The 26970-nt window shown below is 38.5% G+C and carries 27 protein-coding genes and 1 tRNA gene; 10 read left to right on the top strand and 18 right to left on the bottom strand.

What is annotated here, in order from left to right; translation table 11 throughout:
- Nucleotides 1-48: 48 nt before the first annotated feature.
- Nucleotides 49-1233, top strand: coding sequence for an autotransporter domain-containing protein (locus DB41_RS06790; RefSeq protein ID WP_039385762.1), 1185 nt, complete (start codon nt 49-51; stop codon nt 1231-1233).
- 315 nt (nt 1234-1548) lie between these two features.
- Here the strand turns inward: DB41_RS06790 and dnaG are convergent, their stop codons facing one another.
- From dnaG to DB41_RS06845, 11 genes are all read right to left on the bottom strand, one after another.
- Entirely contained in the window at nt 1549-3336 is a 1788-nt protein-coding gene (gene dnaG, locus DB41_RS06795; protein WP_039385763.1) for a DNA primase, read from the bottom strand.
- A 550-nt stretch (nt 3337-3886) separates the two neighbouring features.
- The gene (locus tag DB41_RS06800; protein WP_238578455.1) at nt 3887-5143 is read right to left on the bottom strand and encodes a bifunctional heptose 7-phosphate kinase/heptose 1-phosphate adenyltransferase; all 1257 of its coding nucleotides are present in this window, start codon (nt 5141-5143) and stop codon (nt 3887-3889) included.
- Nucleotides 5144-5172: 29 nt separating this feature from the next.
- Nucleotides 5173-6159 (bottom strand): ADP-glyceromanno-heptose 6-epimerase, encoded by a 987-nt coding sequence (gene rfaD, locus DB41_RS06805; RefSeq protein ID WP_039385766.1) that lies wholly within the window; start codon nt 6157-6159, stop codon nt 5173-5175.
- 232 nt (nt 6160-6391) lie between these two features.
- A complete protein-coding gene (ispE, locus tag DB41_RS06810) occupies nt 6392-7237 on the bottom strand; it encodes a 4-(cytidine 5'-diphospho)-2-C-methyl-D-erythritol kinase (protein WP_052243979.1) in 846 nt (281 codons plus the stop codon).
- A 95-nt stretch (nt 7238-7332) separates the two neighbouring features.
- On the bottom strand, nt 7333-7830 hold the full coding sequence (gene rplI / locus DB41_RS06815; RefSeq protein ID WP_039385768.1) for a 50S ribosomal protein L9: 498 nt from the start codon (nt 7828-7830) through the stop codon (nt 7333-7335).
- 18 nt (nt 7831-7848) lie between these two features.
- Entirely contained in the window at nt 7849-8097 is a 249-nt protein-coding gene (gene rpsR, locus DB41_RS06820; RefSeq protein ID WP_155117602.1) for a 30S ribosomal protein S18, read from the bottom strand.
- Nucleotides 8098-8118: 21 nt separating this feature from the next.
- Complete coding sequence (gene rpsF / locus DB41_RS06825) at nt 8119-8466, bottom strand: 30S ribosomal protein S6 (protein WP_039385771.1); 348 nt, start codon at nt 8464-8466, stop codon at nt 8119-8121.
- 41 nt (nt 8467-8507) lie between these two features.
- A complete protein-coding gene (gene pth, locus DB41_RS06830; protein WP_039385773.1) occupies nt 8508-9080 on the bottom strand; it encodes an aminoacyl-tRNA hydrolase in 573 nt (190 codons plus the stop codon).
- Between the two features lie 36 nt (nt 9081-9116).
- A complete protein-coding gene (locus DB41_RS06835) occupies nt 9117-9680 on the bottom strand; it encodes a 50S ribosomal protein L25/general stress protein Ctc (protein ID WP_039385775.1) in 564 nt (187 codons plus the stop codon).
- 79 nt (nt 9681-9759) lie between these two features.
- A complete protein-coding gene (locus DB41_RS06840) occupies nt 9760-10686 on the bottom strand; it encodes a ribose-phosphate pyrophosphokinase (RefSeq protein WP_039385777.1) in 927 nt (308 codons plus the stop codon).
- 26 nt (nt 10687-10712) lie between these two features.
- Nucleotides 10713-10784 (bottom strand) — tRNA-Gln (locus tag DB41_RS06845).
- Nucleotides 10785-11328: 544 nt separating this feature from the next.
- Here DB41_RS06845 and glgA point away from each other — a divergent pair.
- Together glgA and pgsA are read left to right on the top strand one after the other, a co-directional pair.
- Nucleotides 11329-12855, top strand: coding sequence for a glycogen synthase GlgA (gene glgA, locus DB41_RS06850; protein WP_039385779.1), 1527 nt, complete (start codon nt 11329-11331; stop codon nt 12853-12855).
- A gap of 92 nt (nt 12856-12947) precedes the next feature.
- Entirely contained in the window at nt 12948-13550 is a 603-nt protein-coding gene (pgsA, locus tag DB41_RS06855) for a CDP-diacylglycerol--glycerol-3-phosphate 3-phosphatidyltransferase (protein ID WP_039385782.1), read from the top strand.
- Between the two features lie 1355 nt (nt 13551-14905).
- Here the strand turns inward: pgsA and DB41_RS06865 are convergent.
- Both DB41_RS06865 and DB41_RS06870 read right to left on the bottom strand, forming a co-directional pair.
- Nucleotides 14906-16273 (bottom strand): amino acid carrier protein, encoded by a 1368-nt coding sequence (locus DB41_RS06865; RefSeq protein ID WP_052243980.1) that lies wholly within the window; start codon nt 16271-16273, stop codon nt 14906-14908.
- Nucleotides 16274-16827: 554 nt separating this feature from the next.
- Complete coding sequence (locus DB41_RS06870; RefSeq protein ID WP_039385785.1) at nt 16828-17298, bottom strand: DTW domain-containing protein; 471 nt, start codon at nt 17296-17298, stop codon at nt 16828-16830.
- Nucleotides 17299-17378: 80 nt separating this feature from the next.
- Here DB41_RS06870 and DB41_RS06875 point away from each other — a divergent pair, with 80 nt between their 5' ends.
- Nucleotides 17379-18419 (top strand): thioredoxin family protein, encoded by a 1041-nt coding sequence (locus tag DB41_RS06875; RefSeq protein WP_039385788.1) that lies wholly within the window; start codon nt 17379-17381, stop codon nt 18417-18419.
- A gap of 272 nt (nt 18420-18691) precedes the next feature.
- Here DB41_RS06875 and DB41_RS06880 read toward each other — a convergent pair whose 3' ends face one another.
- The 3 genes from DB41_RS06880 to rpmH are packed head-to-tail and all read right to left on the bottom strand — an operon-like array spanning nt 18692 to nt 21169.
- Nucleotides 18692-20698 (bottom strand): ATP-dependent helicase, encoded by a 2007-nt coding sequence (locus DB41_RS06880; protein WP_039385791.1) that lies wholly within the window; start codon nt 20696-20698, stop codon nt 18692-18694.
- Nucleotides 20682-21035, bottom strand: a complete 354-nt coding sequence (rnpA, locus tag DB41_RS11310; RefSeq protein WP_080502442.1) for a ribonuclease P protein component — start codon at nt 21033-21035, stop codon at nt 20682-20684. Before rnpA ends, DB41_RS06880 begins: the two co-directional genes overlap by 17 nt.
- Complete coding sequence (gene rpmH / locus DB41_RS11315; protein ID WP_042242994.1) at nt 21032-21169, bottom strand: 50S ribosomal protein L34; 138 nt, start codon at nt 21167-21169, stop codon at nt 21032-21034. The genes rnpA and rpmH overlap by 4 nt, the downstream gene beginning before the upstream one ends.
- A 318-nt stretch (nt 21170-21487) precedes the next feature.
- Here rpmH and rpmJ point away from each other — a divergent pair, with 318 nt between their 5' ends.
- On the top strand, nt 21488-21625 hold the full coding sequence (gene rpmJ, locus DB41_RS06890) for a 50S ribosomal protein L36 (protein WP_039385792.1): 138 nt from the start codon (nt 21488-21490) through the stop codon (nt 21623-21625).
- A 15-nt stretch (nt 21626-21640) separates the two neighbouring features.
- Nucleotides 21641-21946 (top strand): 30S ribosomal protein S14, encoded by a 306-nt coding sequence (gene rpsN / locus DB41_RS06895; RefSeq protein WP_039385795.1) that lies wholly within the window; start codon nt 21641-21643, stop codon nt 21944-21946.
- Nucleotides 21947-22086: 140 nt separating this feature from the next.
- Here rpsN and DB41_RS06900 read toward each other — a convergent pair whose 3' ends face one another.
- Nucleotides 22087-22584, bottom strand: coding sequence for a DUF4339 domain-containing protein (locus DB41_RS06900; protein WP_039385796.1), 498 nt, complete (start codon nt 22582-22584; stop codon nt 22087-22089).
- A gap of 67 nt (nt 22585-22651) precedes the next feature.
- Between DB41_RS06900 and DB41_RS06905 the strand changes: the two genes are divergently transcribed.
- The 4 genes from DB41_RS06905 (at nt 22652) to DB41_RS06920 (ending at nt 25100) form a co-directional block, all read left to right on the top strand.
- Nucleotides 22652-23113: an Asp23/Gls24 family envelope stress response protein gene (locus DB41_RS06905; protein ID WP_039385850.1), complete on the top strand. Its 462-nt coding sequence runs from the start codon at nt 22652-22654 to the stop codon at nt 23111-23113.
- 3 nt (nt 23114-23116) lie between these two features.
- Nucleotides 23117-23629, top strand: coding sequence for a hypothetical protein (locus tag DB41_RS06910; RefSeq protein WP_039385798.1), 513 nt, complete (start codon nt 23117-23119; stop codon nt 23627-23629).
- Nucleotides 23630-23657: 28 nt separating this feature from the next.
- A complete protein-coding gene (locus DB41_RS06915; protein ID WP_039385802.1) occupies nt 23658-24263 on the top strand; it encodes a class I SAM-dependent methyltransferase in 606 nt (201 codons plus the stop codon).
- Nucleotides 24264-24719: 456 nt separating this feature from the next.
- Entirely contained in the window at nt 24720-25100 is a 381-nt protein-coding gene (locus DB41_RS06920; protein ID WP_232044377.1) for a hypothetical protein, read from the top strand.
- 379 nt (nt 25101-25479) lie between these two features.
- Here DB41_RS06920 and DB41_RS06925 read toward each other — a convergent pair whose 3' ends face one another.
- On the bottom strand, nt 25480-26049 hold the full coding sequence (locus DB41_RS06925) for a BON domain-containing protein (RefSeq protein ID WP_039385804.1): 570 nt from the start codon (nt 26047-26049) through the stop codon (nt 25480-25482).
- Between the last annotated feature and the right edge of the window lie 921 nt (nt 26050-26970).

Genomic DNA, 26970 nt, shown 5'->3' on the forward strand with positions numbered 1-26970 from the left:
AAATCTATCAGTGAGTTTTTCCATTATCAACCAGCATAGGACATGCGTATGAAAAATAATTTAAAAACCCTTTTAACACTTTGCTTGAGTAGTTGTACTTTAATTTGTCCTTTGGGCAATTTGATGAGTGCCTCATTTTCTACTTCTACCTACAATGAGAGACATGTTGCTCAGCAATGGAGCTCTACTAGTATAGTATCTGCCGATGAAGCACTGGTAATTGATAACCTCTCTGCTCTTTCTTCTAAGGAACAAAGAGAAGCTCTCAATGATTTGTCTGGCGAGCAATATGCTAATTTAATCCAGCCCAATCAAACAGCTTCCCAAACATTTATTCGTAGGATGTACCAGCCTATCATCAATGATAGCTTAGGCTTACATTGTGGGGAAAACTGTGATGAATATAGAGCGTGGGGAGCTGTAGGGGGAGGGCAGAGCCGTCTACGCAACTCTCATGGAGCTAAAGGCTATAGAATGGATAATTTCAATATTACCTTTGGTGCTCAAAAGCCATTGAATCTTAATTTTTTAAACTCGTGGTTAACTGTTGGTATTGCCGGTTCTTATGAAAAAGACCATATTCATTTTAAGCAAAATGGGCATGGTAAAGGTAATAATTGGCAAGGAGCTATTTATTACATGTGGAATAATCCCCACTTCTATTCTTTTTCGGGAACCATTCTTGGTGCCGACTGTGTAAGAGTCAAACGCTCTATTGATGTGGGTAACCTTACTAGAAAAGCTAAAGGAAAAGCTAGAGTCAGCGAATGGACCTCTTTTACAGAACTTGGCTTAAATTTAGGTTACGAAAACTTCTATGTACAACCTTTTGCACGGCTAGAACATGCTTCTTACCGTCGTCATGCTCTCAGCGAACATGGTGCTCAATCACTCAACTTACATGTGCGCGGCAAAAACATCAGTGCCTCTGTAGGTTATTTAGGAACACACTTAAGCACTAATCTTCCTTGGTGGGAGCTTCATTTAAATGCCGATGCAGCCTGGAAATATCGCTTTAACTTGTTACAAGAACGTTTTCAAGCCCATTTTAAAAACCTAGGCTCACAATTTAGAATCAAAGGCGTTCACCAAAAAACTAGTGGTTTTGAAGGTTCCGTTAATATTGCTAAAACCTTTTATAACTGCTGGCAAGGCTATGTTGAGTTTTCTGGCGAGGTGTGGGATCGTTTTTCTGCCTGGAACCTTGCTGGAGGCGTAACAGTTACCTGGTAATAGGTACTCATGGATGATAGATAATAGGTAGCTAAAATCCGAGAGATCTAGGAACCATTTCTTTAGATCTCTTGGTTTTTTTAGAAAACAAAAAAACTCTCTAAACAAATAGTTTAAGATTTATTCCCAGCTTAAGTTACCTTTTTACACTTGGCTATCCTATAGCTCGCGTTAAGATATTCATGAGAACTTCATTAGGCAGATGGGCTGTAGTGAGGATAGAGGTAGAAGAATGCATACAGCAAGCCCTATTAAAACAGGTTTAATTTTTTAAAGCTTTTATCCTACTCTAGGTTTCCTCAAAAAAAGACATTTTTAAAAAGAAACATTCACTTTAGGAAGGCTTTTTCTAAGAGTATTATATTCTTTGACTAATTCCAAAACTTCATCATCCGTACATTGGCCACTCTGAATTTTCATTTTAATAAGTTCACAAGTACCCATCCAATTTCGCGTTAAAATCTTTTGCAGAGTTTCCACAAAATTAGATTCGGCTTTCTCCTTATTAATTTTCTTTTCAAGCAGATCAGAGATTATCAATTGGCTTTCCAAATCATCTGTTTTTAAAACAAGAGAAATGACATCAATAAATTCATTCTTTTGGCATGCATCCAACAAGGCTAAATACATTTTTTGACAGATAGGTACACGAAAATCTGAGGGTTTTAGATTCTCATGGGCAAGTTTTAAAAGACGAGTGCGCTCTTCTGGCATCATAAGCAGCCAACGCAGCAAGTCCATTTCTAAAATACGATCTGGATCAATAGTTTGTAATCCAATATTTGCTGCTTTTTTAATATACAAATTAGGTGTATGAATTTGTTCAAGCAAGAGTGTATTTTCAGGAACTTGCATCAAATGAGCTAACTTACGTAAGCTTTCTTGCACTAATACAGGTTGATCCCATTGACGAATCTGCTTGGCAATTCTCTCGATACACTGATGCTTGGCAGCAGGTGAACGTAAATCATACTGTTGGGAGTAATGCTTAACAAGAAAATCTAGATAATCTGAACTTGTTTCCAGTAGCTTCAAAAAAGCTTCAGGCCCTTTTTCCCTTAAAAAAACATCGGGATCTAATCCTTTAGGCATCTGAGCAATTCGGACTTCTACCCCTTCGCGCTGGAAAAGATCTCCGATTTTTACACTCGCCTCTTGTCCTGCACTATCTCCATCCAGCGCTAAGTAAACTAAATTTATGCCTAGCATCAATAGTTCTTTGGCATGTCCCTCTCCAAAAGCGGTACCTTGCCCTGCAACTGTAAAGTTAAAGCCTTCTTGGATCAGGCGCAATGCATCAATTTGGCCTTCTACAATAATTACTCGCCCTTCTTTAGCAAGACGTCTACGACAATAATTTAATCCAAAAAGAACGCGAGATTTTTTAAAAAGGCTAGTTTCAGGGGTATTAATATATTTACCTCCAAAAGTTTGCTCCTTATATTTTCGGGCAGAAAATCCAATCACTGCTCCTGTCGCATCGCGAATAGGAAAAGTAATTCTATCCGAAAAAAAATCACGCCAACGGCCTTCCTTACCCTCTGCTATCAATCCTACCGTGCGTAAAATCTCATCCTTGATAAACTTTGCATGCATAACTTGGCGAAAATGGCCAGGAACTTTGGGAGCTAACCCAATCTGAAAACGTCTAATAAAATCAAGGTCCAGTCCCCTTTTATATAAATAATGTAACACTTCATGGCCTTCCGGAGTATGAAGAAGATAGAAATGATAAAAATGACAAGCCTGCTCAAGGGCTTCTTTTAAGAGAGTCTTACTAGGACCTTTATTAGATTCGGCCTCCTCCATAATTTCTAAAGGCACATGAAAACGCTCTGCTAAGCTTTCAACGGCTTCAGAAAAACTCATTTTAAGATGCGCCATTAAGAACTGAATGGCGTCGCCATGCGCTCCACATCCAAAGCAATGATAATGGGTATCTCCCCGCTGAATCATAAAGGAAGGTGTTTTTTCATCGTGAAAAGGACATAGCCCTTTATAGGCGGCCCCGGCACGCTTAAGATCAAGGTGGGCATTCAAGACATCGACAATATCTATTCTTTGACGGAGATTTTCAAGGCTTTCTTTAGTGAAGAGTGGCATGAATAATATATTAAGAACAAGGGTTGATAACGATTTTACTCCATAAATTTTTCTCTAGCAAGCAAATAAGAAATTAGAGAATTAGGATAAACAAATAAATTTTGTTTCTTAAATTATACGCTTTCAAGCTACTTCTTATGTAATCCCTTACTTTATAAAATTCCTCTCATTAAGTAGAGAGGTAACTTTCAGAGAGTTAGATATACGGACTTAAGTTTTTCTAAAGCCTATCATGAACGATAGTAAAAACCCTGCATCAATGGGAGTAGCTTAATGAGTATAAATTCTATTAAAGTCTTCCTTGTCACCAGGGTGGAGTGCCTGTGTTATTCATAATGAAATTCAGCTAAACGGCAAAATTACTTAACTTGGACTAAATTTGAAGCCTAGGCAGATCAAGCTCTCTTAAAAAATCAAGACTCTTCATGGGTTAGCTTAGATTATTTGCCTATGGCTATGGTGTTATGAGCAATAGGCTTTGAAATGCCAGATAGATGGTAAGAAAGATATCCTGGCTATAAAATAGGGTAAGGGGCAGATTATTTTCTGTTTAACCCACATATACATTCTCAATCAAATGGAGTTCTTGCGGCTTAAGCAGTTGGCAAAAGTTATCTAAGCTGCTTGTGGCTAGAATAATAAATTCTACTTCTTGTAAAGAAGCTAAAATATGGATAAAGTCCTCTGAAGGCTTTTCATCACGAATATAGACAAGCAACTTCAGATGATCCTGCTGAGCAATCTTCCTAATCGCCTGGAAGATAGTAGAAGTTAAGCCCTCCACTCCAGAGACATTGATAATCGTGATTTTTTGCCCTTTTAGAGCTTGCTGTAATGCAAAGATATGTTCTTCATCGAACACCTTATTTTCTCCATCATATTTTAGCAGACGGCTAGCTAGCTGCTTGAGGGTCACGCGCGCACATCCTAAATGTTCGATAGCAATTCCAGCTGCTACGTTCGCTAATTGAGCGGCTTCCGCTAAGGCAAGCTTGTTTCCAATCGCATAGGCCAACATAGCTAAAACGGTATCACCTGCACCCGTCACATCTTTGACTTCATGCACGCGCACAGGGAAATCTTGGCGCTCTCCTTTTCTCTCAAAAATGGAAATTCCTGCCTCAGAGCGAGTAATGAGGAGCACCTCTGCTTCTACTTGATGGAGAATCTTCTCAGCAACTGTTTCAAGAGCAGTGGCTAAGGATAAATTTGCAGCAGAATAGGCCTCGGTTAGATTGGGCTTAATCATGGTCGTGCCTATATATTTAGTAAAATCCCTTCCTTTAGGGTCGGTGATCACTGGTATACCCAGCCGCTTGGCATATTCAATGATAGCGTTAAGTAAAGTGTTAGTTAAAAATCCTTTTCCATAATCCGATAAGGCCACCACCTGAACCTCTTGAAAAAGAACCGGTAGATGATCAATAATTTGTTGCTCCAGCTGCTCTTCCAAATTCATGAACTTTTCATGGTCCACGCGCACCACTTGCTGATTTTCAGCAATGATACGATTTTTAACAGGGGTAAAGTAGCTCGATTGCGTAACAATCCCTTTGACATCGATTTTCTCCTGGGAAAGCAGCTCTTTTAAAGCTTGCCCATAAACATCATTACCAACCCGGCCAACAGCTACTACCTCCGCCCCTAAAGATATCAGGTTGAGCATGACATTTCCTGCTCCCCCGGGGCGATTTTCTTCGTGCTGCACATGGATAATAGCTACAGGAGCTTCAGGAGAAATACGCAGGGCCTTTCCTATCGTATAAGTATCTAACATGAGATCACCGGCTACCAGGACTTTACACACCCCTAGCCTGCTAAAAGGACCTGTCAGCCTTACCATGTTTTACCGGGAATTAAGTAGTTACAGATGTAATCTTCCACAGCAGCCTCTAAAGGCAGGGAAGTGGCCTGCTCCTGAAGAGCATGGCGGGTTTTAGTCATATCAGCACATGTATAATTTTGGTATTTACCTATCAGCTCATCAGGCATATTTACATAATCTATCTTAACAGGTTTATGAATAGCTTTAAAAACAGAAGAAGCTAAATCATTCCAAGTACTAGCATTTCCTGAACCGATATTATAAATTCCATTGACTTTGTTAAAAAGAAAAGCGCAAGTCATGCGAGCTACATCTTTAATGTAGACAAAATCACGTTTTTGCCCTCCATCAGGATATTTACTTGGTTCAGAAGATTTGAAAAGCCGGACGACATTTTCATGTTGGGCTGCGGGCAACATGCGCACAATGGCTGAAGCCATCTGGCCTTTGTGATTTTCATTGGGTCCAAAAACATTAAAATACTTTAGACCTACCACTTTATTCAAAACTCTTTGATTTTTTAACCATAAATCAAAAAGATGCTTAGAATAACCATACATATTAAGCGGTTGCAGGCTCTCTAATTGATTCTCATTATCTAAGAATCCTTGCGTGCCATCCCCATAAGTTGCAGCCGAAGAAGCATAGATAAAGCGTTGGCCATGGGTGAATGCATATTCAGCTAGCTTAACACTATAACGGTAATTATTTTCCAAAAGATAGCTGGCATTTCTTTCCAAGGTGCTACTGCAGGCCCCTAAGTGAATAAAAGCTTTAATGGCATCTTCGCGTCCTACCATCCATGTTAACAACTGACTTTTATCTAAAATGTCTATAAAACATTTACCCACTAAATTTTTCCATTTCTCAGAGGCCCCTAGATCATCTACGAGAATCAAATTAGAGATTCCTCGATCATTTAAATAGCGCACTACGCCCGAGCCAATAAATCCAGCTCCTCCTGTTATGATAATGTACTGATCACTAAATGCTTTCATAAGAAATCTTACTTAAAGGATTAAAAATTTTACCCAAATGGTTCTCTCTGTCCAAGCTAAATTTACTCCTTCCCTACCTCTTTAGTGGACCTTTTATAAGGATAGAATTTAATTATTTTCTTAAAATTCAAATAGGCAAATATTAGCAAAGCTAGGAATAGATTGAAACACCCTCACTCATTTAATTAAAGACCCAAGGGACCCGCCTTCTATCAATAGCTTTAAATAGCATTTAATCGCGCGCAGAATCAAAAGGATACCATCTCTCTGCTGGACGATTGATGAAAGTTGCAGGATAAAAGATAACTTGAGGAATGATGGGAGGAGCCACACGGCCCAAACAATAAAAAGCTGTTCCGCTGCCAGTCATTGAGACGGTCTCATATCCACTTTTTAGCAGCTCTTCTTTAACTGTTTTCAAATAAGGTTTTAATTCAAAAGCAGGCTCTTCTAAATCGTTAAAATAAAAAGGCTGATTAGAAAAAAAGCTTTGTAGTGCTAATTCGGGATCGTAGGAAGATATTTTAGTTAAATCGAGTTGCTTAAATACAAGAGGAGTAGATAGCCCCTCATAAGGTTTGGCTATCCACAAGCGCTGAATAGGTAAAGGATTTAAGCAACGAACGACTTCACCCCTTCCTGTACAGTAAGCTGTTCCTTGAGATAGAAAAAAGGGAACATCTGATCCTATTTCACTCGACCATTCTATTAGCTGCTCTAGAGGAACAGGAAATCCATGTAATTGGTTAAGAGCCCATAGGGTGGTTGCGGCATTGCTACTACCGCCTCCTAGTCCTGACTGCATAGGAATATTTTTTTCTAGAACAACCTTTAAACCAAAATTTAAGCCCGTTTTTTTTCTAAAAAGATGTGTAGCTGCTGTAATTAAATTGGAAGAATCCTTAGGAAGGCTAGGATGTTCACACATGAGCACATCTTGGCTTCCTAGAGCGAAATGAAGGGTATCATGCAGGCTAATAGTTTGGATAAGGGAAGCCAGATTATGGTATCCATCTGAGCGACGGTTTAGAACCCCTAAAAAAAGATTAATTTTAGCTGGCGCTAAAAGAGTGAGCATAGGAGTAATGTTTTAAGGCTTATTGCTATTTTAAAGTAGATATTTAATAGAGCAAAAAGTCTCTTGTAAAAACAGCTTACAAGAGACCTTAAATTTTACTTGGACTTTGTAACGCTTTCTTCCTTAGGAAGAACAGCTTTACCTTCAGGTTCAATGGTTAAACTAAAGGAAGCTTGAACGCCTTCTTTAAGTTTTACGCTAATTTTATGCACGCCTATTACCTTAATGGCATGCTTGAGTTGAAGGGTACGTTTGTCCAAAGTAATGGACATCTGCTGTTCTAAAAGCTCAGCGATATCTCCAGTACTTACAGAACCATACATATGTCCTTCATGATCTACCTTAACGATGGTGGTAATATTTTGGCCTTCCAGCTTAGCAGCAAGCTCATCGGATTCTTGGCGATCAAGAGCCGCTTTTTTCTGACGTTCCTCCTGCAGACGAGCTTGCATACGCAAAGCCTTCTTATCTGCAACAACTGCCATTCCTTGAGGCAGTAGGAAATTACGTGCGTAGCCTGGTTTAACCCCAACAATATCTCCACTACGCCCCAGCGTTTCGATGTCCTTGAGCAACAGCAATTTATTTGCCATATTTAGTTCTCCTCAATTTTAAACTTCTGCCACAAAAGGCAACAGGGCCATGTGACGGGCTCTTTTAATCGCGTTTGTCAGATGTTTCTGATAATATGCAGAAACGCCTGTAATGCGCCTTGGCAGTATTTTACCTCTTTCGGTAATAAAGCGAGAGAGAGTATTAATATCTTTATAGTCGATATGTTTAACACCAGCAGCTATAAATGGACAACGTTTACGTTTCTTCGAACGAAAATCGCCTGGCTCAGAGTACCTTTGACCCATATTTCTCATAATCTGTGCTCCTTATGCGCTTTCTTCCAATAAAGGTTTAAATTCAATTTTTTCCATAACTTTATCCGCTTGGAGTGTGATAAAGCGAACGAGATCTTCGTTAAGATGATATTCCTGCCAAAGCTCGGAAATAGCTGCTGGAATTACTTCAAAATAAATCACGAAATAGTGCCCTTCACGATGTCCATCAATTTCATAGGCCAACCGGCGGCGACCTTGATCGTGAATTTTTAAAATTGACCCTTCACGCTCTGTAATTCCTTTTTGAATTCTATCGAGCGCTTTGTGACGGGCATCATCACTTAAGGTAGCGCTGATGATATACATTCCTTCGTAAAGGTTCTTAGGTTTTTGACTCATTGTTTTCTCCTGACCAGTATAAATTTAGGTCTTCCAAGCCTCTATTGAGGCTGTTTATTAACTGTTTTCATCACCTCAGTGATGCTTTCATTCACTAGCTGCTTAAGCACATCAACAGCTTGCTTGACATAAGTGGGAAGAACTTTTTGCTCTTCAGGGGTGAAATTATCCAGCACATAGTCAGCTAGGCTACCCATTCCATGGTACCCTATCCCCATCCTTAACCTAGCATACCGTTGCGTACCTAGATAAGCTTCTATGCTTTTTAAGCCATTGTGTCCGCCAGCTCCCCCTTCTGTCCTTAGGCGCATGTGCCCATACGGTAATGCCACATCATCCACAATGACAACAAGGTTATCTGGTACTAACTTCACATAATCCATATATCGACGCACTGCTTGACCACTTCCATTCATATAAGTGGTGGGCATCAATAGATGTATTGTCGTTTCCTTCCAAGCAGTTTTAGCTATCCACCCCTGCACCTGGGGCTTTTCTTTAAATTGCACTCCCAGGTTTAAAGCCAACTCTTGTAAAACCATAAATCCAATATTGTGCCGGGTCAGCTCATATTTTTTACCTGGATTCCCTAGTCCTACAAAGAGGCGATGCATGTTGGATGACTTACTATCCCTATCTGTTAAGGCTTATTAACGTTTAACTATAGCTACTGCTACTTCGTTAAGATCAGCCAAAGGTCTAATGCTTTCAGGGATATTCAAATCGGCCAAACGACGAGTTTCTCGCTGATTCATATTCTTTATATCTAAAACAAAAGCAGAGGGTATATCTTTGGGCAAGCAGCGTACTTTTAAGTAGCGAATGACTTGACGTAAGACGCCGCCTAATTTAATACCTACGCAATCCACTACACCTGTGCACTCAATAGGCACTTTTACATTGACCTGTACATCGTCTACCAATTCTTCAAAATCCAGATGAAGTACATCATATCTGGTTACATGATATTGGATCTCTTTGAGCAATGCGCGTCGTTCTTGACCGTTTTCATCTACCAAAGTAAAAACATTTGTTGATAGCCGTCCTGGCTGAACTTGTCGACCGAGAGCATTAAACTCGCTGATGTTCAGCGCTATATTGTCTGCTTGTTCATTTCCACGCTTATAAATAATAGCAGGAACTTGACCTGCGCGGCGAAGTTGCTTGGAGCTACTCTTCTTTCCTGCAGTTCTTTTAGTAACGTTTAGCTTCATGTAGCCTCCGATAGAATAAGAGTATTAAATTCAAAAGCATACTCTTTTTAAATATTGATTAACTTTTATGGATGTCTTCTTAAGTAGCGAGATTTAGTATAGCTCGAGCAAAGAGAGGCGCTGCAGAGGCAACATGCACATTTTTTGTGGTTTTTTCTGCAAGACCCTTGAAGGGGACAGTATTTGTCGTTATCAGTGCTTCAATGCAACTTTGGTTGATAAGCGGTAGAGCTTCCCCTACAAACAAACCATGCGTCATAGACGCCCAAATTCTTTTAGCACCCTTCTCTCGGCACGCTTTCGCAGCTGATGTTAATGTTTCTCCTGTGGAGCACATATCATCAGCGAGAAGTACATCTTTTCCTTTAACATCACCTATCACTTGTAAAGCTTCCACTTCACCAGCTTTAAGTCTTTGTTTATTAACAACAGCAAACCCAACATTTAGATGATTAGCATAATCACGCCCTAATTTGATGCTACCTACATCGGGTGTCACAACGACTAGCTTATCAGTCTCAAACTTCCTGAAAACTTTTGCTAAGAGAGGCATGCACTGGAGGTTGATCACAGGGATATCAAAAAACCCCTGGACTTGACCTGCATGCAAATCTGCAGCAATTATGCAAGCAACACCCGCTTTTTGCAAAAGATCGGCAACAAGCTTAGCAGTAATAGGCACCTGCGGCTTATCTTGACGATCTTGCCGGCAATACCCATAATAAGGAATAACGGCTGTGATGCGGCGTGCTGAAGCTCTTTTCAGCGCGTCTACCATAATCAAAAGCTCCATTAAATACTCATTGGGCGCAAAAGCTAATGATTGGATGACATACACATCTTTATTGCTAACATCTTCCAAAACCTCCAGAAAAATTTCCTGGTCAGGAAAACGTTGAATGCTAATCTTACCTAGCTTAACTTTTAAGTCTTTTGCTACTTCTTTGGATAGTTCAGGATGAGAAGTACCGGCAAAGACTACAAAGTTAGGGGCGGTGGGTATCATTTAACCTATTTATCTACTTACTAGATTTGGGGTGGAAGGATTCGAACCTCCGCATGGCGGTACCAAAAACCGCTGCCTTACCGCTTGGCGACACCCCAGTACAATTACTGTTTAGCGCGATAATCAAGTTTGATATGCTACAGGAATGGAAGATTTTTAGCAAACACCTTTTATTTTTTTTGTTTATTTGTTAGCTTCAATGCCCTAGAACAGGTTCTCTTAAATTTTTATTTCCTGGTTCTAAAGTTTAAGTAGCCCTCTACAAGCTACCTTGCCCTTACGTTACATGAGTGAGCAAGAATGATTATTCTCGTTCCTTTTACTGAACAAGCCCACGCCAAGCTTTATTTAATCTATAAAAATGCCTAGACTTTTTTTTTATTTACTTCCCTAGCCTTCTGGCGATTGGGGATTTGCCTACCCCTAGCAAAAAACTATAGTAGAATTTACAAAAAAAATTCTATATTCTGCGCCTTCATTTGAAAGCGCCAAGATGTGAAAAAAATCTACAAGATAATGCTTTAACAATGAGATACAAAGGCTATATAAAAAGCTTTCAAGAGATTTTCTGTATTTTTTTTAGGCTTGCCCCTATGATGGGGAAAAAAATTTTAACTAGATAAAACGAGCCCTTACACATTTATGCATATTATCAATATTGCTTCTGAACTAGCTCCAATTGCCAAAGTTGGCGGGTTAGGAGATGTCTTACTAGGTTTAAGCAGAGAACTTTCATGCAAGGGACATGATATTGACCTTATCATTCCCAAATATGATTGCATGGATACAGAAAGCATCCGCGATTTTGCTATCTATAATGATTCTCTTCCCTCTTTCTATAAAGGAACTTGGCATCGCAATACCATCTGGAAAGGCTGGGTAGAGAATCTTAAAGTCTATTTCATTGAGCCTCATCATCCCGCCCATTTCTTTCACCGCGGTTGTTTTTATGGCTGCGCAGATGATATGGAGCGCTATCTTTATTTCTCGCGAGCGGCTTTAGAATTTATAGAAAAAGAAGGGTTATCTCCTCATATTATTCACTTGCATGATTGGCAAACAGCTGTGATTGCCCCTCTCTATCATGAACTTTATCGACCCCAATGTGTTAAAGAAGCTAAAATTGTTTTTACTATCCACAATATCGAATATCAAGGACATTGCTCAAGTAGTGATCTTGATAATATAGGGTTAAATGGCTCGCATTATCTTCTGCCAGATAAAATGCAAGATGCTCAATACAAAGAGGCTATCAACCTATTAAAAGGAGCTATTATTTATGCAGATCATATCACCACCGTCTCACCTAATTATGCAAAAGAAGTGCTCACACCTCTAGGAGGCCGCGGTTTAGATAAAACACTATACAAATATCAAAGCAAATTTAAAGGGATTTTGAATGGGATTGATTATTCCTATTGGAATCCTGAGATCGATCGTTATCTTCCTACACATTATTCTCCTCGAGAAACACCAGAAAGCAAAAAAGATCGTCATACGCTAGATAAAAAAGCTTACATAAAAAATTTCTTAAGAGAACGTCTATTTTTAGCCGAAGAACATCGCCCGATTGTAGGCTGCATTGCGCGTTTGGTTCCCCAGAAAGGCATCGAGCTTATTAAACACGCTCTTCATTATACTTTAGAGAAAAAAGGGCAATTTTTATTGCTAGGATCTAGCCCTATCGAGGGTATCAACGCCGAATTTCAACAGCTTAATCGCCATTTTCATGAGCACCCTCACGTGCGCCTAATTTTACATCATAGCGAAGAATTGGCTCATCTGATCTATGCGGCTTCAGATATGTTTATCGTACCTTCTTTATTTGAACCTTGTGGCTTAACGCAAATGATTGCTCTTAAATATGGAACTATCCCTATTGTGCGTAAGACGGGAGGATTAGCAGATACGATTTCGGATGTAGACTATTCAGGAAAACCTATTGAAAAGACAAATGGATATGTTTTCGAATACCCTGATGCTAAAGGAATTGAGTCAGCTTTAGATAGAGCTTTTGAATGTTGGTTCCATTATCCTGACCGCTGGCGTCAGCTTATCATTCGTGCAATGAAGACAGATTTCAGCTGGAATACTCCTTCTGATGAATATTTAAACATCTATCAGAGCATCCTAGCCACCGAAAAAGAGGCTAAAAAATCCCCTTTATAGAGGGAAATTTACAAGTTGATCTTTTTTTAGAGAAAATAAATCTAAAGTTTTGTAAAAGTTAAGCTAAAATCCTTCAAATTATAGGTCACTTCTTGAGTATAGCTAATTACTTTACCTTTATTCGCATTTTTATCAGCCCCATTTTTCTTTTAGTCTATCTTCACCATGATTATTTAGAAATTAATCCATCTCTTCTACCCTATGTTTTACTTTTTTTACTTGGGGTTAGTGAATTATCAGATGCCTTTGATGGCTATTTGGCGCGCAAATATAACCAAGTAACAGATTTTGGGAAAATACTAGATCCTATGGCTGATAGCATTGCACGTCTCTCTTATTTTCTAACATTTACCGCAGAGCCTGTCAGGTTGCCCTTAGCTTTAATTTTTATCTTTGTCTATCGGGATTCTGTCGTTAGTACACTTCGAACCATTTGTGCGCTTAAAGGGTTTGCTTTAGCAGCGCGTACCAGCGGGAAAATTAAAGCAGGAATTCAAGCGATGGCTGCTTTAACTGTATTAATCCTGATGATTCCTCATTCCTTAGGTTATCTGTCCAGCCCTGATCTACAATACATAAGCACATGGGTTGTAGGTATAGCAGGAATTTATACTGCTTATTCTGGAGTAGACTATGTGTATGCCAATAGACAATACATTGCCAAGCTATTGTCTTTGCACCCAGCTAAACCCTAAGCCATCATAAATTTTTAGGTGATTACCCCTTTGTTAGTAGGTCATGCCTAAAGGAGATTACCAAAGAGTCTTATGGTTAATTTCGAAGATGGATACCAAAAGATAGTCTTATCTTAAAGAGCTATCCTTCCTCCCAGCTTCAATTACAAAGATCTTCAAAAAAAGAGGGTTTTACCGACATTTTCTCCTTGCGATTAGAGGTCTAAATCATGAGGTCGACTAAAAAGGGTGGAAGATAGTAGAGTATTGCCAATTAATAAAGCAAAATACTCGCCTTGAGAGGTCGCCCAACAAATTGCCCGCCCTCAAAGGAATCGTATCTTTGCCTCTCTTATCGCTTGCTACAAGATGGAGTTTCTTGCAATCTAACTCTCACTTAAATCAATTTGCTATAAATCCCAGCGTCATATGCTTTAAGACAACTTTTTACACAATTATACAGCTAATAAAAACTTCTTTTTTAAAAGAGAGCTGTCATAAAGGTGATTCTCCTTTTAGGCTGCGTAGACGTCGTGTGTTTAAACGATATAATCCTTAAAGTCAAGCAGATGACCTATCATGAATCATAAAATTTAAGGGAGGTTTTTATAGGCGTAAGATGAATCATGGTTTCAATTGCTAGGTATTAAAGCTAAGGACCAAATCTTCTAATTTTTACTGAGCCCCTACCAAGCCAAGAAACTGGTGATCAGGAGTGTAAGGTTTATGGTCCGCTCTTTCCCACTTGCGACATACCCTGATCGGAATATTGATAGCAGAGCTTCCACTAGGAAGGGGTAAGCAAATGAACTCTGAAAACCGAATATCTAGATGAGTTGTAGCTCCAATTAGGATAACAAGCAGAAGCATTTATTGAGGGTAAAAAAGAATTTCTAGCAGGCCCAAAGAGCCATTTAATGGCCTTATTAACAAACGCAAAAAACAAGTGTAATCGCGGTAGAAGGAGAGGATTTTTGAAAAAAAATTTAATTTCCGCATCATTAAATTATACGTTTAAAAAAACTCCGTCTACATATCCAATCCTCTGAAAGCTGTCTTTCTACTTACACAAGGGATTTTATAAAGTACGGGGTTGTATAAGAAGTAGCTCAAAAAGGCATTATAGGCTTTTTTAAAAGTTCTTTATGCCGTCCTCTAGTTAATGAAATGCGTTTCTTAAGGAAAGAGGCCGGCTTTTAAAGGCTTTGTTTTTTTTCTGGGTTATAGGGACGTAGTCCCTTCAATAGTATAAGGTTATCCTTTGCAAAGAGCTAGGCGTCTAGCAATAGATGCCAAATCTCTATTAAGCAGGGTTAGAACCATATGTTAGTGTATTAGTGGCGTTGAAAACATCCAGGAAGTACCCATTTCTATTTTCATCCTAGATCCGCTGATACCGCTATAGAACGTCCTTCTGTTTTCTCATTTTGAAGAAAATTGAAATTATAGGAGATCTCATGCCGTAATTTAAAAATTCCATAACAGTTCAGAACGAGTAGAAGTCCTCCAGCAATCGTCATGACAGTCTGTGCTTGTGCTGTATCTACCAAAGCAAATGCGCCTAAAGTAATTACGGCATAGATATAATAAAGTTTACGACCTTTCCTAGGGTGCAAATATTCAGCGCACTTAAGACCTACGCAAAAATAAGCATTGATAGTGGAATATCCCAGCAAAAACAAAAACAAAGGCATAAACCATTCCATGTAAGGAAAATATTGAGCTAAAGCTGTTTGAATGAGCAGGCTAGAATTAATGGGCTGATGCCATAGATCTGTCACTAAAATGATAAGAATGCTCGTGGTACAAATCATGAAAGTGTCCACAAAAATATCAAAAATCACCAAGGAAGCCTGTTTTTCTGGTATTTTAACAAAGCTTTCACTATGAATAACAGAAGCATAGCCTACCCCTAGGTCACCTGTATAGCATCCTCGGCGAACTCCTTGCGATATAGTTCCCATTGCTGAGCTGCCAATAAAACCTCCCACGGCGGCATGGCCTGTAAAAGCTGTATTAAAAACTGCTTTTAAAACCTCGGGAATCCTATCGATATTTTGGATAAGTACCCAACATCCCATGCCTAGATAAACAAACACAAAAAGCGGAATAGAAATCCCTGAGATATTACCTACTCGGCGCACTCCTCCCTGTCCTGCAAAAATCACTAAAGCTAGCAAGATAGCCAGAACAAGGTAAGGAGAAAGATTTACATTGGCTGTCACACTCTTTACAATCACATTAAATTGATAAACTTCTACTCCGTAAATGCACAAAAGACCGCCTACAATAGTGGGAACAAAAGAGCCTTTGAACACCCTTTGCAAAAAATACATGGGACCCCCATTATACCCTCCGTGGGCATTGGGTACGCGATAACGAATCCCTAGATATACCTCACTATATTTAATCATCATACCAGCAATAGCAGTGAGCCAAATCCACAATAAAGCACCGGGGCCCCCAATTTGCACTGCTGTAGTAATTCCCACAATATTCCCAATGCCTACGCATCCACCTACGCAAGCAAAGAAGGCTTGTAAAGGATGGACACCACTTTTATCTTTATCTGGCACAAATAAAAAGCCAAAAAATGTTTTTACCACACGAGGAAACTGAACGATTTGCACCCAACGAGCTTGAAAGCTTAAAAAAACCCCCAATAGAAGAATGGTGGGAACGGCTACATATCCCCATAGAATATTTTCCACCTGTTCCAGGTGGATAAAAAAATTGTCTAGCATTAGATATTAAACTATAAAGATTTACAAAAATTATTTGAGCAATAATATATTATATTCTTACTATCTTGTATTAGTCAAGAATTTCCCGCAGTTTACTCAGTATGGTTATCTTAATAAAATTTTCTTTGGCAAGCTGAGAGCTTTAATATAAAAAATTAAGATTTTTATGGATTTTTTCTCTTGTATCTGCCGGCCGGTTTCCCTCACTAAATAGATAACTAACTAGGACAAGAGAGCTGAAATTTATTTAATCGCAAACCTTTTACTCATGGCAGCTACAAGCATTCTTGTTATTCTAATCTTTTTAACTTCTCAATTTTAAAGCTCAGATCAGGCTTACGACGGATGAAAGTCAAGTAAATTCAAGTAAATTGAAGTTTATAAATAAAATTATACCTTTTAAAGAAACCCCGTCTGTATAAACAAAAAAGAAGTTAACCTTTTTCCAAGCTGGCTCTCTCCGTAGCAACAATCTTTTTATTAAACCTATGATTACATAAAAAGCTGCTCAAAAGCGTATCATAAAGTTTTTAAAAAATTTTAGAATAGAAAATCTAACTCTTCTTTTCAAATCCATTGATTTTCAAAAAATCTTCCTTCCAATGATAGTGGTTTAACACTTGAGTAGTATCACGGCCTAGGAGCGTATAAGCAACATAAATAGCCTCTATAGAGGCTAATCCACGTGCTGGATCTACGCAATCTTCTTGACGCCGAGGATAAGCGGTGCGAAAATGAGGAGGCAGACTCCTTTTTGGTAGATCGGCATGCCTTTCTACAAATTTTAGCATTTTTTCTGCATAGCGCCAGGTACTATCTAAAATAAACAGGCCCTGCCCTGCATCTTCTAAAGATAAAACCGGAGCCTCTAACGTTAACATGGTATATCCTGCCAGGGAAGGTAAAATGCTTTTAGGATAGGTATAAAAATGGAAATCTTCAACTCCTTCTAGACCCCTTAAACTACATTTTTTAAGGTTTTCTTTATGGTGCCGTAAAATTACAGTAGGAGGAAAGGATTGCATGATATAAATTAATTAGTTAATATGCATTAAAAAAAGTATAGTAACATGAGTTTAAATTCATTTTCAAGAGGGAAAAATATATGAGGCCACTGCTAACCTATATGTGTAGTATGATGGTGGGAGTGACCTTTTTTATTACTCCTGCTAAAGGTATCTCTACTGATTCCCTCCAGTGGATGACCAATTATGAGGAAGCAGAAAACCTTTCGCGCGCAACTTTTAAGCCCCTTATTTTATTTTTCACTGGCTCAGACTGGTGTAATTGGTGCTCTAAGCTTGAGCAAGAAAGCTTAGATACACCAGAATTTGCACAAGCGGTAGGCGATAAATTTATTTTTATGAGGCTAGATTTTCCAGTAAATTCTACCCTACCAACTCCCTTAGCTGTCCAAAACAAACAACTCCAAAAAAAATATAATATACGAAGTTTTCCTACTTTAATCATTTTAGATGGCCAGCAGCAAAAGCAGATCGGTATCACTGGATATCGCGCAGGAGGCGGAAAGATGTATGCCGCCCACCTTTCAAAAATTGTCGCGGACTATTTCGACTATCAAAAAAAGTTAGAGGCTATAAACAAACAAAAGTATTCTAGCGCCGAACTTAAAAAACTTTATGCAGTAGCCCAAAATTTTGGATATGAGAGCGATATTAACCAAATTATTAAAGTAGGCGTTAATTCGGAAGATAGCCATTTCTTCATGATTGAACGCTATCGCAAAATGACTCAAGAAGGTCTGTCGGGGCTTGCTGAAGCTACGGCATTAAAGAAAGAGTTGCAGCTAATGGATCCTAACAACGAAAAGATGACTCACTATCATCTGGCTCTTATCGATTTTGAAGGATATACAGAGGCGGGCGATAAACGCTCAGCTGATCTAGCTGTAGCTTCTCTTGTCAATTATATTCAGAAGTTTGGCCCTAAAGATAAAGAACATCTTTGGCGCCTGCAGATGATTATTTCACAAATTTATTTTGATCGAAATAATCTTACAGAGGCCCTAAATTTTGCCGAAAGTTCTTTTACGTCTGCCCCTCCTACTGCAAAAATCGAGATCTCAACTGCTATTAAGAATATTAAATCTCAAATGGCTACTGAAACGGCGGTGGTCAGGCATTAATTAACAATGGAAGTTTAGCTTAAGTTAAAATTGAAGCAGCGGTTTAGAATATTCTATCCCTTTAAATTATTCTTTATGCCCCCTATCCTTGTAAAACCTTTTCTTTAGATAGAGAGGCATCTTTTAAACAATGGGGTACGGGGAGTTAGTTTTTTAAAACATATTACACCCTCATCTCCCCATAAAATTGTAGACTAGTCAGTTATCTACCACCTCTTTTTAGGAATATTTGTTTAAACCAGGGGCAAGACAACCCTTAAGGACTTGCTATTTTACCCACCCCACTCCGTGACTCTCAAGAGCTCTTTGGGGATCTCATAGAGAAAACGTGAAGGCTTACAAGAGACTTTCTTTCCCATTTTATGGCGGGAGCAAGCCATGCTAATCACTAAATTTTGCATCGCCCGCGTCATCGCTACATACATTAAACGCCGCTCTTCCTCTACTCCTGTTTCTTTTAAGCTTTTCTCATGAGGAATAATATGATCCTCTATTCCTACTAAGAAACATACTGGAAATTCCAATCCTTTAGCACTATGGAAAGTCATTAAATTGACTTTATCTTCTCCTGTTTGCTGCTGACGAGCCATACGCTCCCAATCATTTTCTAAGCAAACGGTGCCTAAAAAATCATAGAGTCGGGGTTGCTTATGAAGTTTTTCTTTCACCTTACATGCATAATCTCTCAACGTCTCCACAAACTCCAGGCAATTTTCCCATTTAAATTCCCTCATCTGAGAACTTTTAACCTCTTCCTCGATAGCTTTACGGTAATCAATTTTTTCAATTAGCCATTCAAAAGTTTCTGCTAAAGGCATTTTTTTAAAGCGCTCTTGAGCTTCCTCAATAAGAGCTACAAACTCACGGATAGCTTTCAAAGTCTTTGCAGGTAAGGAACTCTTAACCTCTTCCTCTTTAAGCTGGTCATCACCTACCATTTTTAAAACTTCCCAAAGAGAAATATTCTGCTGGCGATTATAGGCCGTAAGAGCATCTAAAGAAACTCCACCTATATTACGTCGAGGTTGATTAATAATACGTAGTAAAGCTTCCTGATCTCTATTATTGACTATCACCCGTAAATAAGCACATAAATCTTTTACTTCACGCCTTTCATAAAATTCTATGCCCCCGTAAATTTGATAAGGTATCCCTTTCATCCATTGCCCATTCTCTACCCACGTATATTTTAATAAAGCCGTTTCAAAAGCACGAGAAAGAGCATTAGAACGGTATAAAATAGCAAAATCATTCCAACGCAGGCCTTTTTCTTCCTTCATTTTTACCATTCTATACACGACAGCTTCCGCTTCATCACTCTCTTGAGGAGCATAAAAAATCTCAATGGGATCACCCTCTCCCTTGGTGCTCCATAAAGCCTTAGGATAACGAGACTGATTTTTGCTGATCACCGCATTAGCGGCTTTAAGAATACTATTGGTGGAGCGATAATTTTGTTCTAGCTTAATCACTACTGCTTGCTCAAAATCTAAAATGTTGCGTACTTCCGCTCCTCGCCAGCCGTAAATAGACTGATCATCATCACCTACTACACACAAATTATTATATTTAGCAGAAAGCAATTTTGCTAAGCGATACTGAATAGGGTTGGTATCTTGATACTCATCGATCATGATATAACGATACTGTTCCTGGTAGCGGTTAAGGACGTCGGGATACTTTTCTAAAAGCTGCACCGTAAGCACCAATAAATCATCAAAATCAACAGCATTATAGGCACGCATACTTTCTTGCAAGCGACGATAAAGAGTGCTTGAAAATTGATCATGCCAGGCAGATCCTGTATTTTGAATCTGCTCTGCACAAAGCCCTTTATTTTTAGCCTGCGTGATCACCGCTAAAGTAGCGGCTAACGAAGGCAGATCTTTTTCTCTTTCTAGCATATCACGTGCAAGAGTAGAAATGAGACGTTGCACATCCGACTCACGATAAATAGTAAATTCTTTGGTGTAACCCAAACGTACGATCTCTTCTCTTAGTATTTGAATGCAAAAACTATGAAATGTACATAAGGTAACCAACTTGGCTATCTTATGAGGGACGAGTGAGACCATTCGATGATACATCTCGGCTGCAGCTTTATTGGTAAAAGTGAGACCGAGAATATGGCTAGGATGAACGCCTAGGTTATTGATTAGATGGGCCATACGCATCGTAAGAACGCGCGTTTTGCCCGTACCAGCTCCAGCCAAGATTAAGACACGGCCTGTAATGGTATCCACAGCTTGCTTCTGCTGAGTATTAAGTCCCGCGCTCATGATGATTGGTACTTAAGAGCTTCATTAAATCCATATAAATGTCTAAAGACGTTGCCTGTTTAGCATTAACGCGCGGCTTTACATTAAGGTCTTGCCCTAATGGAAGACTTGACTGGCAATAGCGAAAAGCCTCACGCGTAATTCTTTTAAACCGATTACGATCATGAGCTTTACCATAGCGTTTGGTGACGGTAATCCCTAATCGGGTCATTTGCAAAGGACTAGGAAGGATTTCTATGGTAATCCATCGCCCGATTAAACGTTTACTGCTGTGAGTAAACTTCTGAAATTGATAACGCTTGCGTAATCTAAAAAGCTTGGAAAAGCTGTATTTCACGCCCTTGTTAAAGCCTTACGACCTCGGCGACGACGGGAATTGATGATTTTACGTCCATCAGCAGTTTTCATTCTTTTACGAAAGCCATGCTCGGATTTACGACGACGTTTACTAGGTTGGTATGTGCGCTTCACATTAACTTCCTTGATTAAAATTTTCGACAATTAGATAAATATGAACAGCAGAATACAAAACAGGTAAAATAAATGCAAGAAAAGAAGTAGAGGAAACTGATCAGAAGGCAGCTAAAAAAATGAAAGAGAACAGTGGTATTTTAACTTAAGCTTACCTATCTACTCTTTATAAATACGCCCCTCTCATCCCTACCTAGTATTTAAGGCTCCTTGAGAGCTCTTCTCTTTACCTTTACAAGAAAAGGATTGAAAGGAAATTAAGGTTTAGGATATAAGAATCGCTTAACTTACAAATTATTGTAACATGCAGGAATAGATATGAAAGTAAAAGCATCCGTTAAAGCCGATCCATCGAAGGGTGATATCCTCGTACGTCGCCAAGGACGTCTTTATGTGATTAATAAGAAAGACCCGAATCGTAAACAGCGGCAAAAAGGCCCTGCTCGTAAAAAATAGGAAGATTATAATCATATGGCAAAAAGGTCCTCAATAGAAAAAGCAAAACGTCGTGAAAAAGTTGTTAAGCTGAAATGGGAAAAAAGACAAGCTCTTAAAAAAACAGCAGCTGACATCAATATTTCAGAAGAAGAACGCCATGAAGCTCGTGTAGCGCTTAACAAAATGCCACGTGACTCATCCCCTACTCGTCTACGTAATCGCTGCCTTTTAACAGGACGTGCAAGAGGATTTATTAGACAGTTTAAACTATCCCGCCTTACCTTTAGAGAAATGGCTTTGCATGGATTGATCCCTGGGGTGACTAAGTCGAGTTGGTAAAAGCAAAAAAATCATAAGATGTAAGTTTAGGGTTGAAAGAATATAACGCACGATTCTACAAAGCCTTAAGCTTACTATCCTCCTTTTTAGTTTGACCTCAATCGTTAGCTAATCTTTAAAGTTCGCAATCCTTCAGCTCATCATTTATTTATAAAGTTGGGAAGCTCGTGGATACGCTGCCAATCAGCCATCCCTTCTGACCATACATAAGTTAAGGGGGTTATTTTGTTATCTAGCCACAAGGTGTATAGCTCTCTAAAATAGATAGGGCCTTGTTGGTGGTGTGCCTGGTCCAAATAAAACCATTCTTTATTCTCATAAGAAACTTCTCCTATTTCTTCCGCTAGAGCCCCATATTTAGGAGTCAGATTCTCTTCTATCTTATTTTTTTGTTCTAGGTGATCACCTTCAAAAGGTTTTAAAACAAAAAGCAAAATAAGAGAAAAAATTCCTAAAAGTATGCCTAGCATAAACCATACTAATGGATCCCGTCCCCTTTGTTTAGCCACATAAGCAGAAAAGGCAGCCAGAAAAAAAAGTAAAAAAAGACTAACCATCATACGCTTCTCTTCACATCCTGCTATCTTTAAGTATAAATTTCGATTTAATAGAGCAGCATCAACTATTTCAGTTAGCATTTTATTATATTCTTATTTATGATGCTGTCAACTATTATAAGGACAATTTAGCATGGGGGAGAAGAAAATGCCTATTGATGTGAAAAAAGTGGATACAAAAGAATTTGAGCTACCTGAAACGCTGTTTATTCGTGACGTTGACAACAAAGTCTTCCAAGGAATTGTCCTTGAATGCCTGAATCGCATTGAAGGCGTTACTTTGGTAGAAAGCACTTTCATCGACAGTATTTTTGGACGCAATACTACCGAAGGAGCACGTGGAATCATAGCAGAGCAAGATAATAAGAACCATTCTGTAGGTATAAAAATTGAGGTAAATGTCTTTTATGGAATTTCTATCCCTGAAAAAGCTGAAGAAATACAAACGCTTGTTTCTGAGGAGATTACCCATCTTACCGGTTTACACGTCTCCTATGTCCATGTGGTCTTTAAAAATGTAGTAACTGCCGATTCCAAGAAATCTCTTTCTCCCGTCACAAACCCTGTAAACTTGGTTAGCACCCAAGAAGACTATAGCGATGAGTTCTAAATTATGAACCAATTTTTTTATCCCTTGCTTACCTTTGTTATCTCTCTATTCTTTGTGGTGCTTGGCTTACTAAGTATCTTGGTGCAAGCCTCCCCACATGTTCGTGCAGAGTTTGTAGCTTTTATTGAGAAAGATCAGCTTTTTCTTTCATTATTTGGGATAGGATGTTTGGCGATCGGAGTGGCTATCATCTTTTACTTACGGACTAATTTAAAGAAAAGTTATCTAAAAATTAATTCCAAAGATAATCATGCTTATTTTTTAGACGAAAACATTTTCCAAGAATATATGCATGATTATTGGAAACAGCTCTTTCCTAAAGAAGAGGTTCCTAACTCCATTCTTATCAAAAAAAATAAAATAGTAATTACTGCCGATCTTCCTTATATTCCTTCTGCTAAACAAAAAGCATTGTTGGCACGCATAAATGATGACGTGAAAAAGATGTTAGCTCGTTTGCTAGGCTATCAGCAGGAATATGTCCTTGCTTTAAGCTTTCAAAAAGAAACCTCCTAATAATTTTTTAATACTTTTTAAAAATTCTATGCGAGCTCAATTTCCTCTTTTTAATTCCCATCTAGAACTTGCCCACCTATATTGGGAAAAATTAGTTCATAAAGGTGACCTTGTTATTGACGCTACATGTGGGAATGGCCAAGACACGTTAATATTGGCCCAATTATGCGCGGACCTTAAAGGAGGATTAATCTATGCCTTAGACATTTTGCCAAGAGCAATAGAGCTTACTCAAAAATATTTACATGAAAAATTACCCTCTGTTCATTTTCAACAAGTGAGATTTATTTTAGGATGTCATTCTACCTTTCCCGAGGAAATTTCCCCAGAAAGTGTTAAATTGATTACTTATAATCTAGGATATCTACCAGGAGGTGGTGATAAAACGCTAACCACTACCGCAAAAACTACTCTAGAAAGTATAAAAAAAGCGATGCTGCTGCTTCAACCAGGTGGAGCGATAAGCATTACCCTTTATCCAGGCCATCCTGAAGGGCAGTGTGAGGAGCAGAGTGTGCTATCTCTCGTAGAAAAACTGAACCCCTTAGAGTGGAGCTGCAGTCATCATCAATGGATCAATCGACATAAAAAAAGCCCCCATCTACTCTTTATTCAAAAGCGTCTAGTCATATAAAAGCCTTCTCTTTAACTTATTAAAACATCTATAAATCAAAAACCGCTTACTTTTAAAACAATTATTAGCCTAAACACCATAAGCTATACCTAACTGATAAAATTTTTTTTTTAGGTTTTAAGATTTTTTAGATAGGAAATGGCCAGGTGGGCAAAGAAGAAGAAAAGCGCAAAAGCTAAAAGGCAAGTGTTGATTAGTAGTAAAGAAAAATCCGCGAAAGCTTAAAGCATGCTTTACCCCTTTGAGGAAAAGTAATGTTTAGGCTCTCATTCCGACGGGAAAAAGCGGCCTCATGTGCATCTTACTTTGCAAATAACCTAAAATTATATATTGCGAATTTTTTCTCCGCCTGGTTAAATAGGAGGTCAGTCATTCAAAATGAGCGGAAAGTGGGCAAATGTATAGCAGCACTTTCTGTTGTTAAAAAAACTTTTTTATTTTCTGTACCAGATGAAAATGTTTAACTTTATCTATCGTATCTTACGACGATTTCGTTATCCCGTATCCTTGCCAGAAGATATCGCCCATGCTTTAGGGGTAGAGTTTTCGTATGGCTTGACTTTCGAGGAGTTTGTTGCTCAACTGCAATGCCCTCAGCTAAGATCTACTCGCTTAAAAAAATATATGCCCCGCCAGCAAGCCGAGGAGGCATTCAAATCTGCTCTTCGTATCGATCGTTTCTCTCAAAAAAGCTTATTTTCCTATTACTTTAATGAAGGCTGGATGGAGTTTATTTTACAATTTGATGAGCAGGGATGCTTACGCCGAGTTTACCTTCAACACAAGTATATACCCGAAGAAATGGGATTAGAAATTCTTCTCAGTGCCCAAAATTGAATTCTTTATTTCGCGCCTACGATGCCTTCTCCCTAGAGGGAGGAACCCAGCCAAAGAAGCTACTTGCGCCCCTTAAAAGATATCTAAATAGATGGCCTTAAAAAATCATTTATTATCTTAAAGGGTTGATTGGCAAAAGTTTCTCTTGAGGCTGATTGTCTATGCATGTGTATGTTTTTGCCTTCTATCACCCAGGCCAAGCAACCCTTCATCATTTCCTACCCAGCTTATAATAATGATTATCTCTATGGATAGAATAATTCCAATTCAATCCTCACTTTGTTTTACGTTGATTCTTCTGAGTTCCCTTCTTTATTTCTAAACCCGTATTTTTAATGAAAAGATTCATGCCTTTAGGTCGGGGTAAATTGGTTGCTTGCTAGTTGGTAGGTTTGCTGCCTTGGTTATGTGGAGTAGAAGATTCGACTTGCAGCTGATCATTAATATCAGCAACCCCTTGAATCGCACGGACTCTACTCTCAACCTGTTGCCTATCATCTTCTGTTTCTACCGTACCAGACAGAGTGGCCATGCCCTGATAAAAGCGTATATTCACCAAAGGGTAATTTTTCTTTAAACGGTTATTTTTTAAAGTTTCTTCAATCTGGTAGTAGATTACGCTATCGGACCCCTTATTTTGATAGCTACTTATCTGCTTACTGTTTATCTCTCTTTGATTAGGACTTCCCTCTCGATTAAAGCCTTGCTGCACCCTGCTTTCCCCGCCATTCTTCCTTTTACTTTCTGTCTTTGAGCTATTTTGCGAGCTGAAAGCTCGGCTCTCTTGCGAAGTTTGAAGAGAGTAACTAGATGGAGAAGAAGCAGGATGATCAAAATAAGAATTAAAAATAGGACAATCCTCCTCTGTGCATTGCCCATAAGCCGAGCTCATTGTTGCAAGGAGGATCCCCGCGCATGTATAAGAAAAAATAGAGAGAGAAATCTTCATAGCATCTCCTTTAAGATATAGGTAAATGATTGTTTTTTGCTAATCCCCTAGCCAATTTAGTGGAAGAGCTGCAAAGTCGAGCATTAAAAAATGAGGCAGAAAGGCGCCTAGTTTAAAAATCTCTTTTTCTTTCCTGCCTTACCTAGCTATTTGGGCTGCTAGTTCACCCTTTAATTCGCACTTATTTCAAAACAAGATGCTGGGTAAAATACACCTATACAGCTGAATAAAACCAACTTTAAGTAGCAGCGCTCATTTAGGGATAAAGGAGGCATTATTTTGTAATATACCTTATCTAAAAAAATTGTAAATTATATTTTTTAATCATCCATTGTAAAAGCTTAGACTTTTAATCTATTCAATTCTTATTCAAATATTTATAGGAGAGGGATAGGACAACCTAAAGGAAAATTGAAGAAGAAGAAGAAGAAAGAAAAAAGCTAAAGTTAACTTCTATAAGCTTTTTAATAGCGTCCATCTTTTGAAATAGGTAAGGAGAGATTGACTTAATTTTTCTTTAAACGGGAAGTTCCATTTCTTTAGAAATAATCAGTAGTAATCAACTTATTGATTATTAAAAAGTTACGCGTATTATCGGCGCTTTTTCCTGATGACTACAGGCGCATAATTCTTTGGTAAAACTTTTGGTAACTCTATCTTTAAAGCCTCAAGCATTTGTCTATTTTGATGGCGTGGTTCTGGAATTTGCTGAAAACCAGCCTAAATAATTTTTTGGCGACTACAATTTTTAATAAAAAAACCTAAGTATTTAATAATAAACCAATTACTCACTTTAACCTTATAAAAAAATGGAACTACCGCTAAAAGTTTTTTATTTCATTTAGCTCACCACAATCTAAAAAGTACTTACGACCATTCTACAATTGAAAAACGCTGCCTTATTTTTTCGGCGATATCTTT

The sequence above is a fragment of the Neochlamydia sp. TUME1 genome (assembly GCF_000813645.1).
In the GTDB taxonomy this organism is placed as follows: domain Bacteria; phylum Chlamydiota; class Chlamydiia; order Chlamydiales; family Parachlamydiaceae; genus Neochlamydia.

Bases quoted from the DNA above. Each gene is read 5' to 3' on its own strand.
- ispE (WP_052243979.1), bottom strand. From the start codon at position 7,237: ATGCTCACTCTTTTAGCGCCAGCTAAAATTAATCTTTTTTTAGGGGTT.
- rpsN (WP_039385795.1), top strand. From the start codon at position 21,641: ATGGCAAAAAGGTCCTCAATAGAAAAAGCAAAACGTCGTGAAAAAGTT.
- DB41_RS06870 (WP_039385785.1), bottom strand. From the start codon at position 17,298: ATGCAATCCTTTCCTCCTACTGTAATTTTACGGCACCATAAAGAAAAC.
- DB41_RS06875 (WP_039385788.1), top strand. From the start codon at position 17,379: ATGAGGCCACTGCTAACCTATATGTGTAGTATGATGGTGGGAGTGACC.
- DB41_RS06915 (WP_039385802.1), top strand. From the start codon at position 23,658: ATGCGAGCTCAATTTCCTCTTTTTAATTCCCATCTAGAACTTGCCCAC.
- DB41_RS06790 (WP_039385762.1), top strand. From the start codon at position 49: ATGAAAAATAATTTAAAAACCCTTTTAACACTTTGCTTGAGTAGTTGT.
- DB41_RS06910 (WP_039385798.1), top strand. From the start codon at position 23,117: ATGAACCAATTTTTTTATCCCTTGCTTACCTTTGTTATCTCTCTATTC.
- DB41_RS06925 (WP_039385804.1), bottom strand. From the start codon at position 26,049: ATGAAGATTTCTCTCTCTATTTTTTCTTATACATGCGCGGGGATCCTC.
- DB41_RS06880 (WP_039385791.1), bottom strand. From the start codon at position 20,698: ATGAGCGCGGGACTTAATACTCAGCAGAAGCAAGCTGTGGATACCATT.
- rpsF (WP_039385771.1), bottom strand. From the start codon at position 8,466: ATGAGTCAAAAACCTAAGAACCTTTACGAAGGAATGTATATCATCAGC.
- rpsR (WP_155117602.1), bottom strand. From the start codon at position 8,097: ATGGGTCAAAGGTACTCTGAGCCAGGCGATTTTCGTTCGAAGAAACGT.
- pth (WP_039385773.1), bottom strand. From the start codon at position 9,080: ATGCATCGCCTCTTTGTAGGACTAGGGAATCCAGGTAAAAAATATGAG.
- glgA (WP_039385779.1), top strand. From the start codon at position 11,329: ATGCATATTATCAATATTGCTTCTGAACTAGCTCCAATTGCCAAAGTT.
- dnaG (WP_039385763.1), bottom strand. From the start codon at position 3,336: ATGCCACTCTTCACTAAAGAAAGCCTTGAAAATCTCCGTCAAAGAATA.
- DB41_RS06840 (WP_039385777.1), bottom strand. From the start codon at position 10,686: ATGATACCCACCGCCCCTAACTTTGTAGTCTTTGCCGGTACTTCTCAT.
- DB41_RS06920 (WP_232044377.1), top strand. From the start codon at position 24,720: ATGTTTAACTTTATCTATCGTATCTTACGACGATTTCGTTATCCCGTA.
- rplI (WP_039385768.1), bottom strand. From the start codon at position 7,830: ATGGCAAATAAATTGCTGTTGCTCAAGGACATCGAAACGCTGGGGCGT.
- DB41_RS06900 (WP_039385796.1), bottom strand. From the start codon at position 22,584: ATGCTAACTGAAATAGTTGATGCTGCTCTATTAAATCGAAATTTATAC.
- DB41_RS06865 (WP_052243980.1), bottom strand. From the start codon at position 16,273: ATGCTAGACAATTTTTTTATCCACCTGGAACAGGTGGAAAATATTCTA.
- DB41_RS06835 (WP_039385775.1), bottom strand. From the start codon at position 9,680: ATGAAGCTAAACGTTACTAAAAGAACTGCAGGAAAGAAGAGTAGCTCC.
- DB41_RS06905 (WP_039385850.1), top strand. From the start codon at position 22,652: ATGCCTATTGATGTGAAAAAAGTGGATACAAAAGAATTTGAGCTACCT.
- rfaD (WP_039385766.1), bottom strand. From the start codon at position 6,159: ATGAAAGCATTTAGTGATCAGTACATTATCATAACAGGAGGAGCTGGA.
- rpmJ (WP_039385792.1), top strand. From the start codon at position 21,488: ATGAAAGTAAAAGCATCCGTTAAAGCCGATCCATCGAAGGGTGATATC.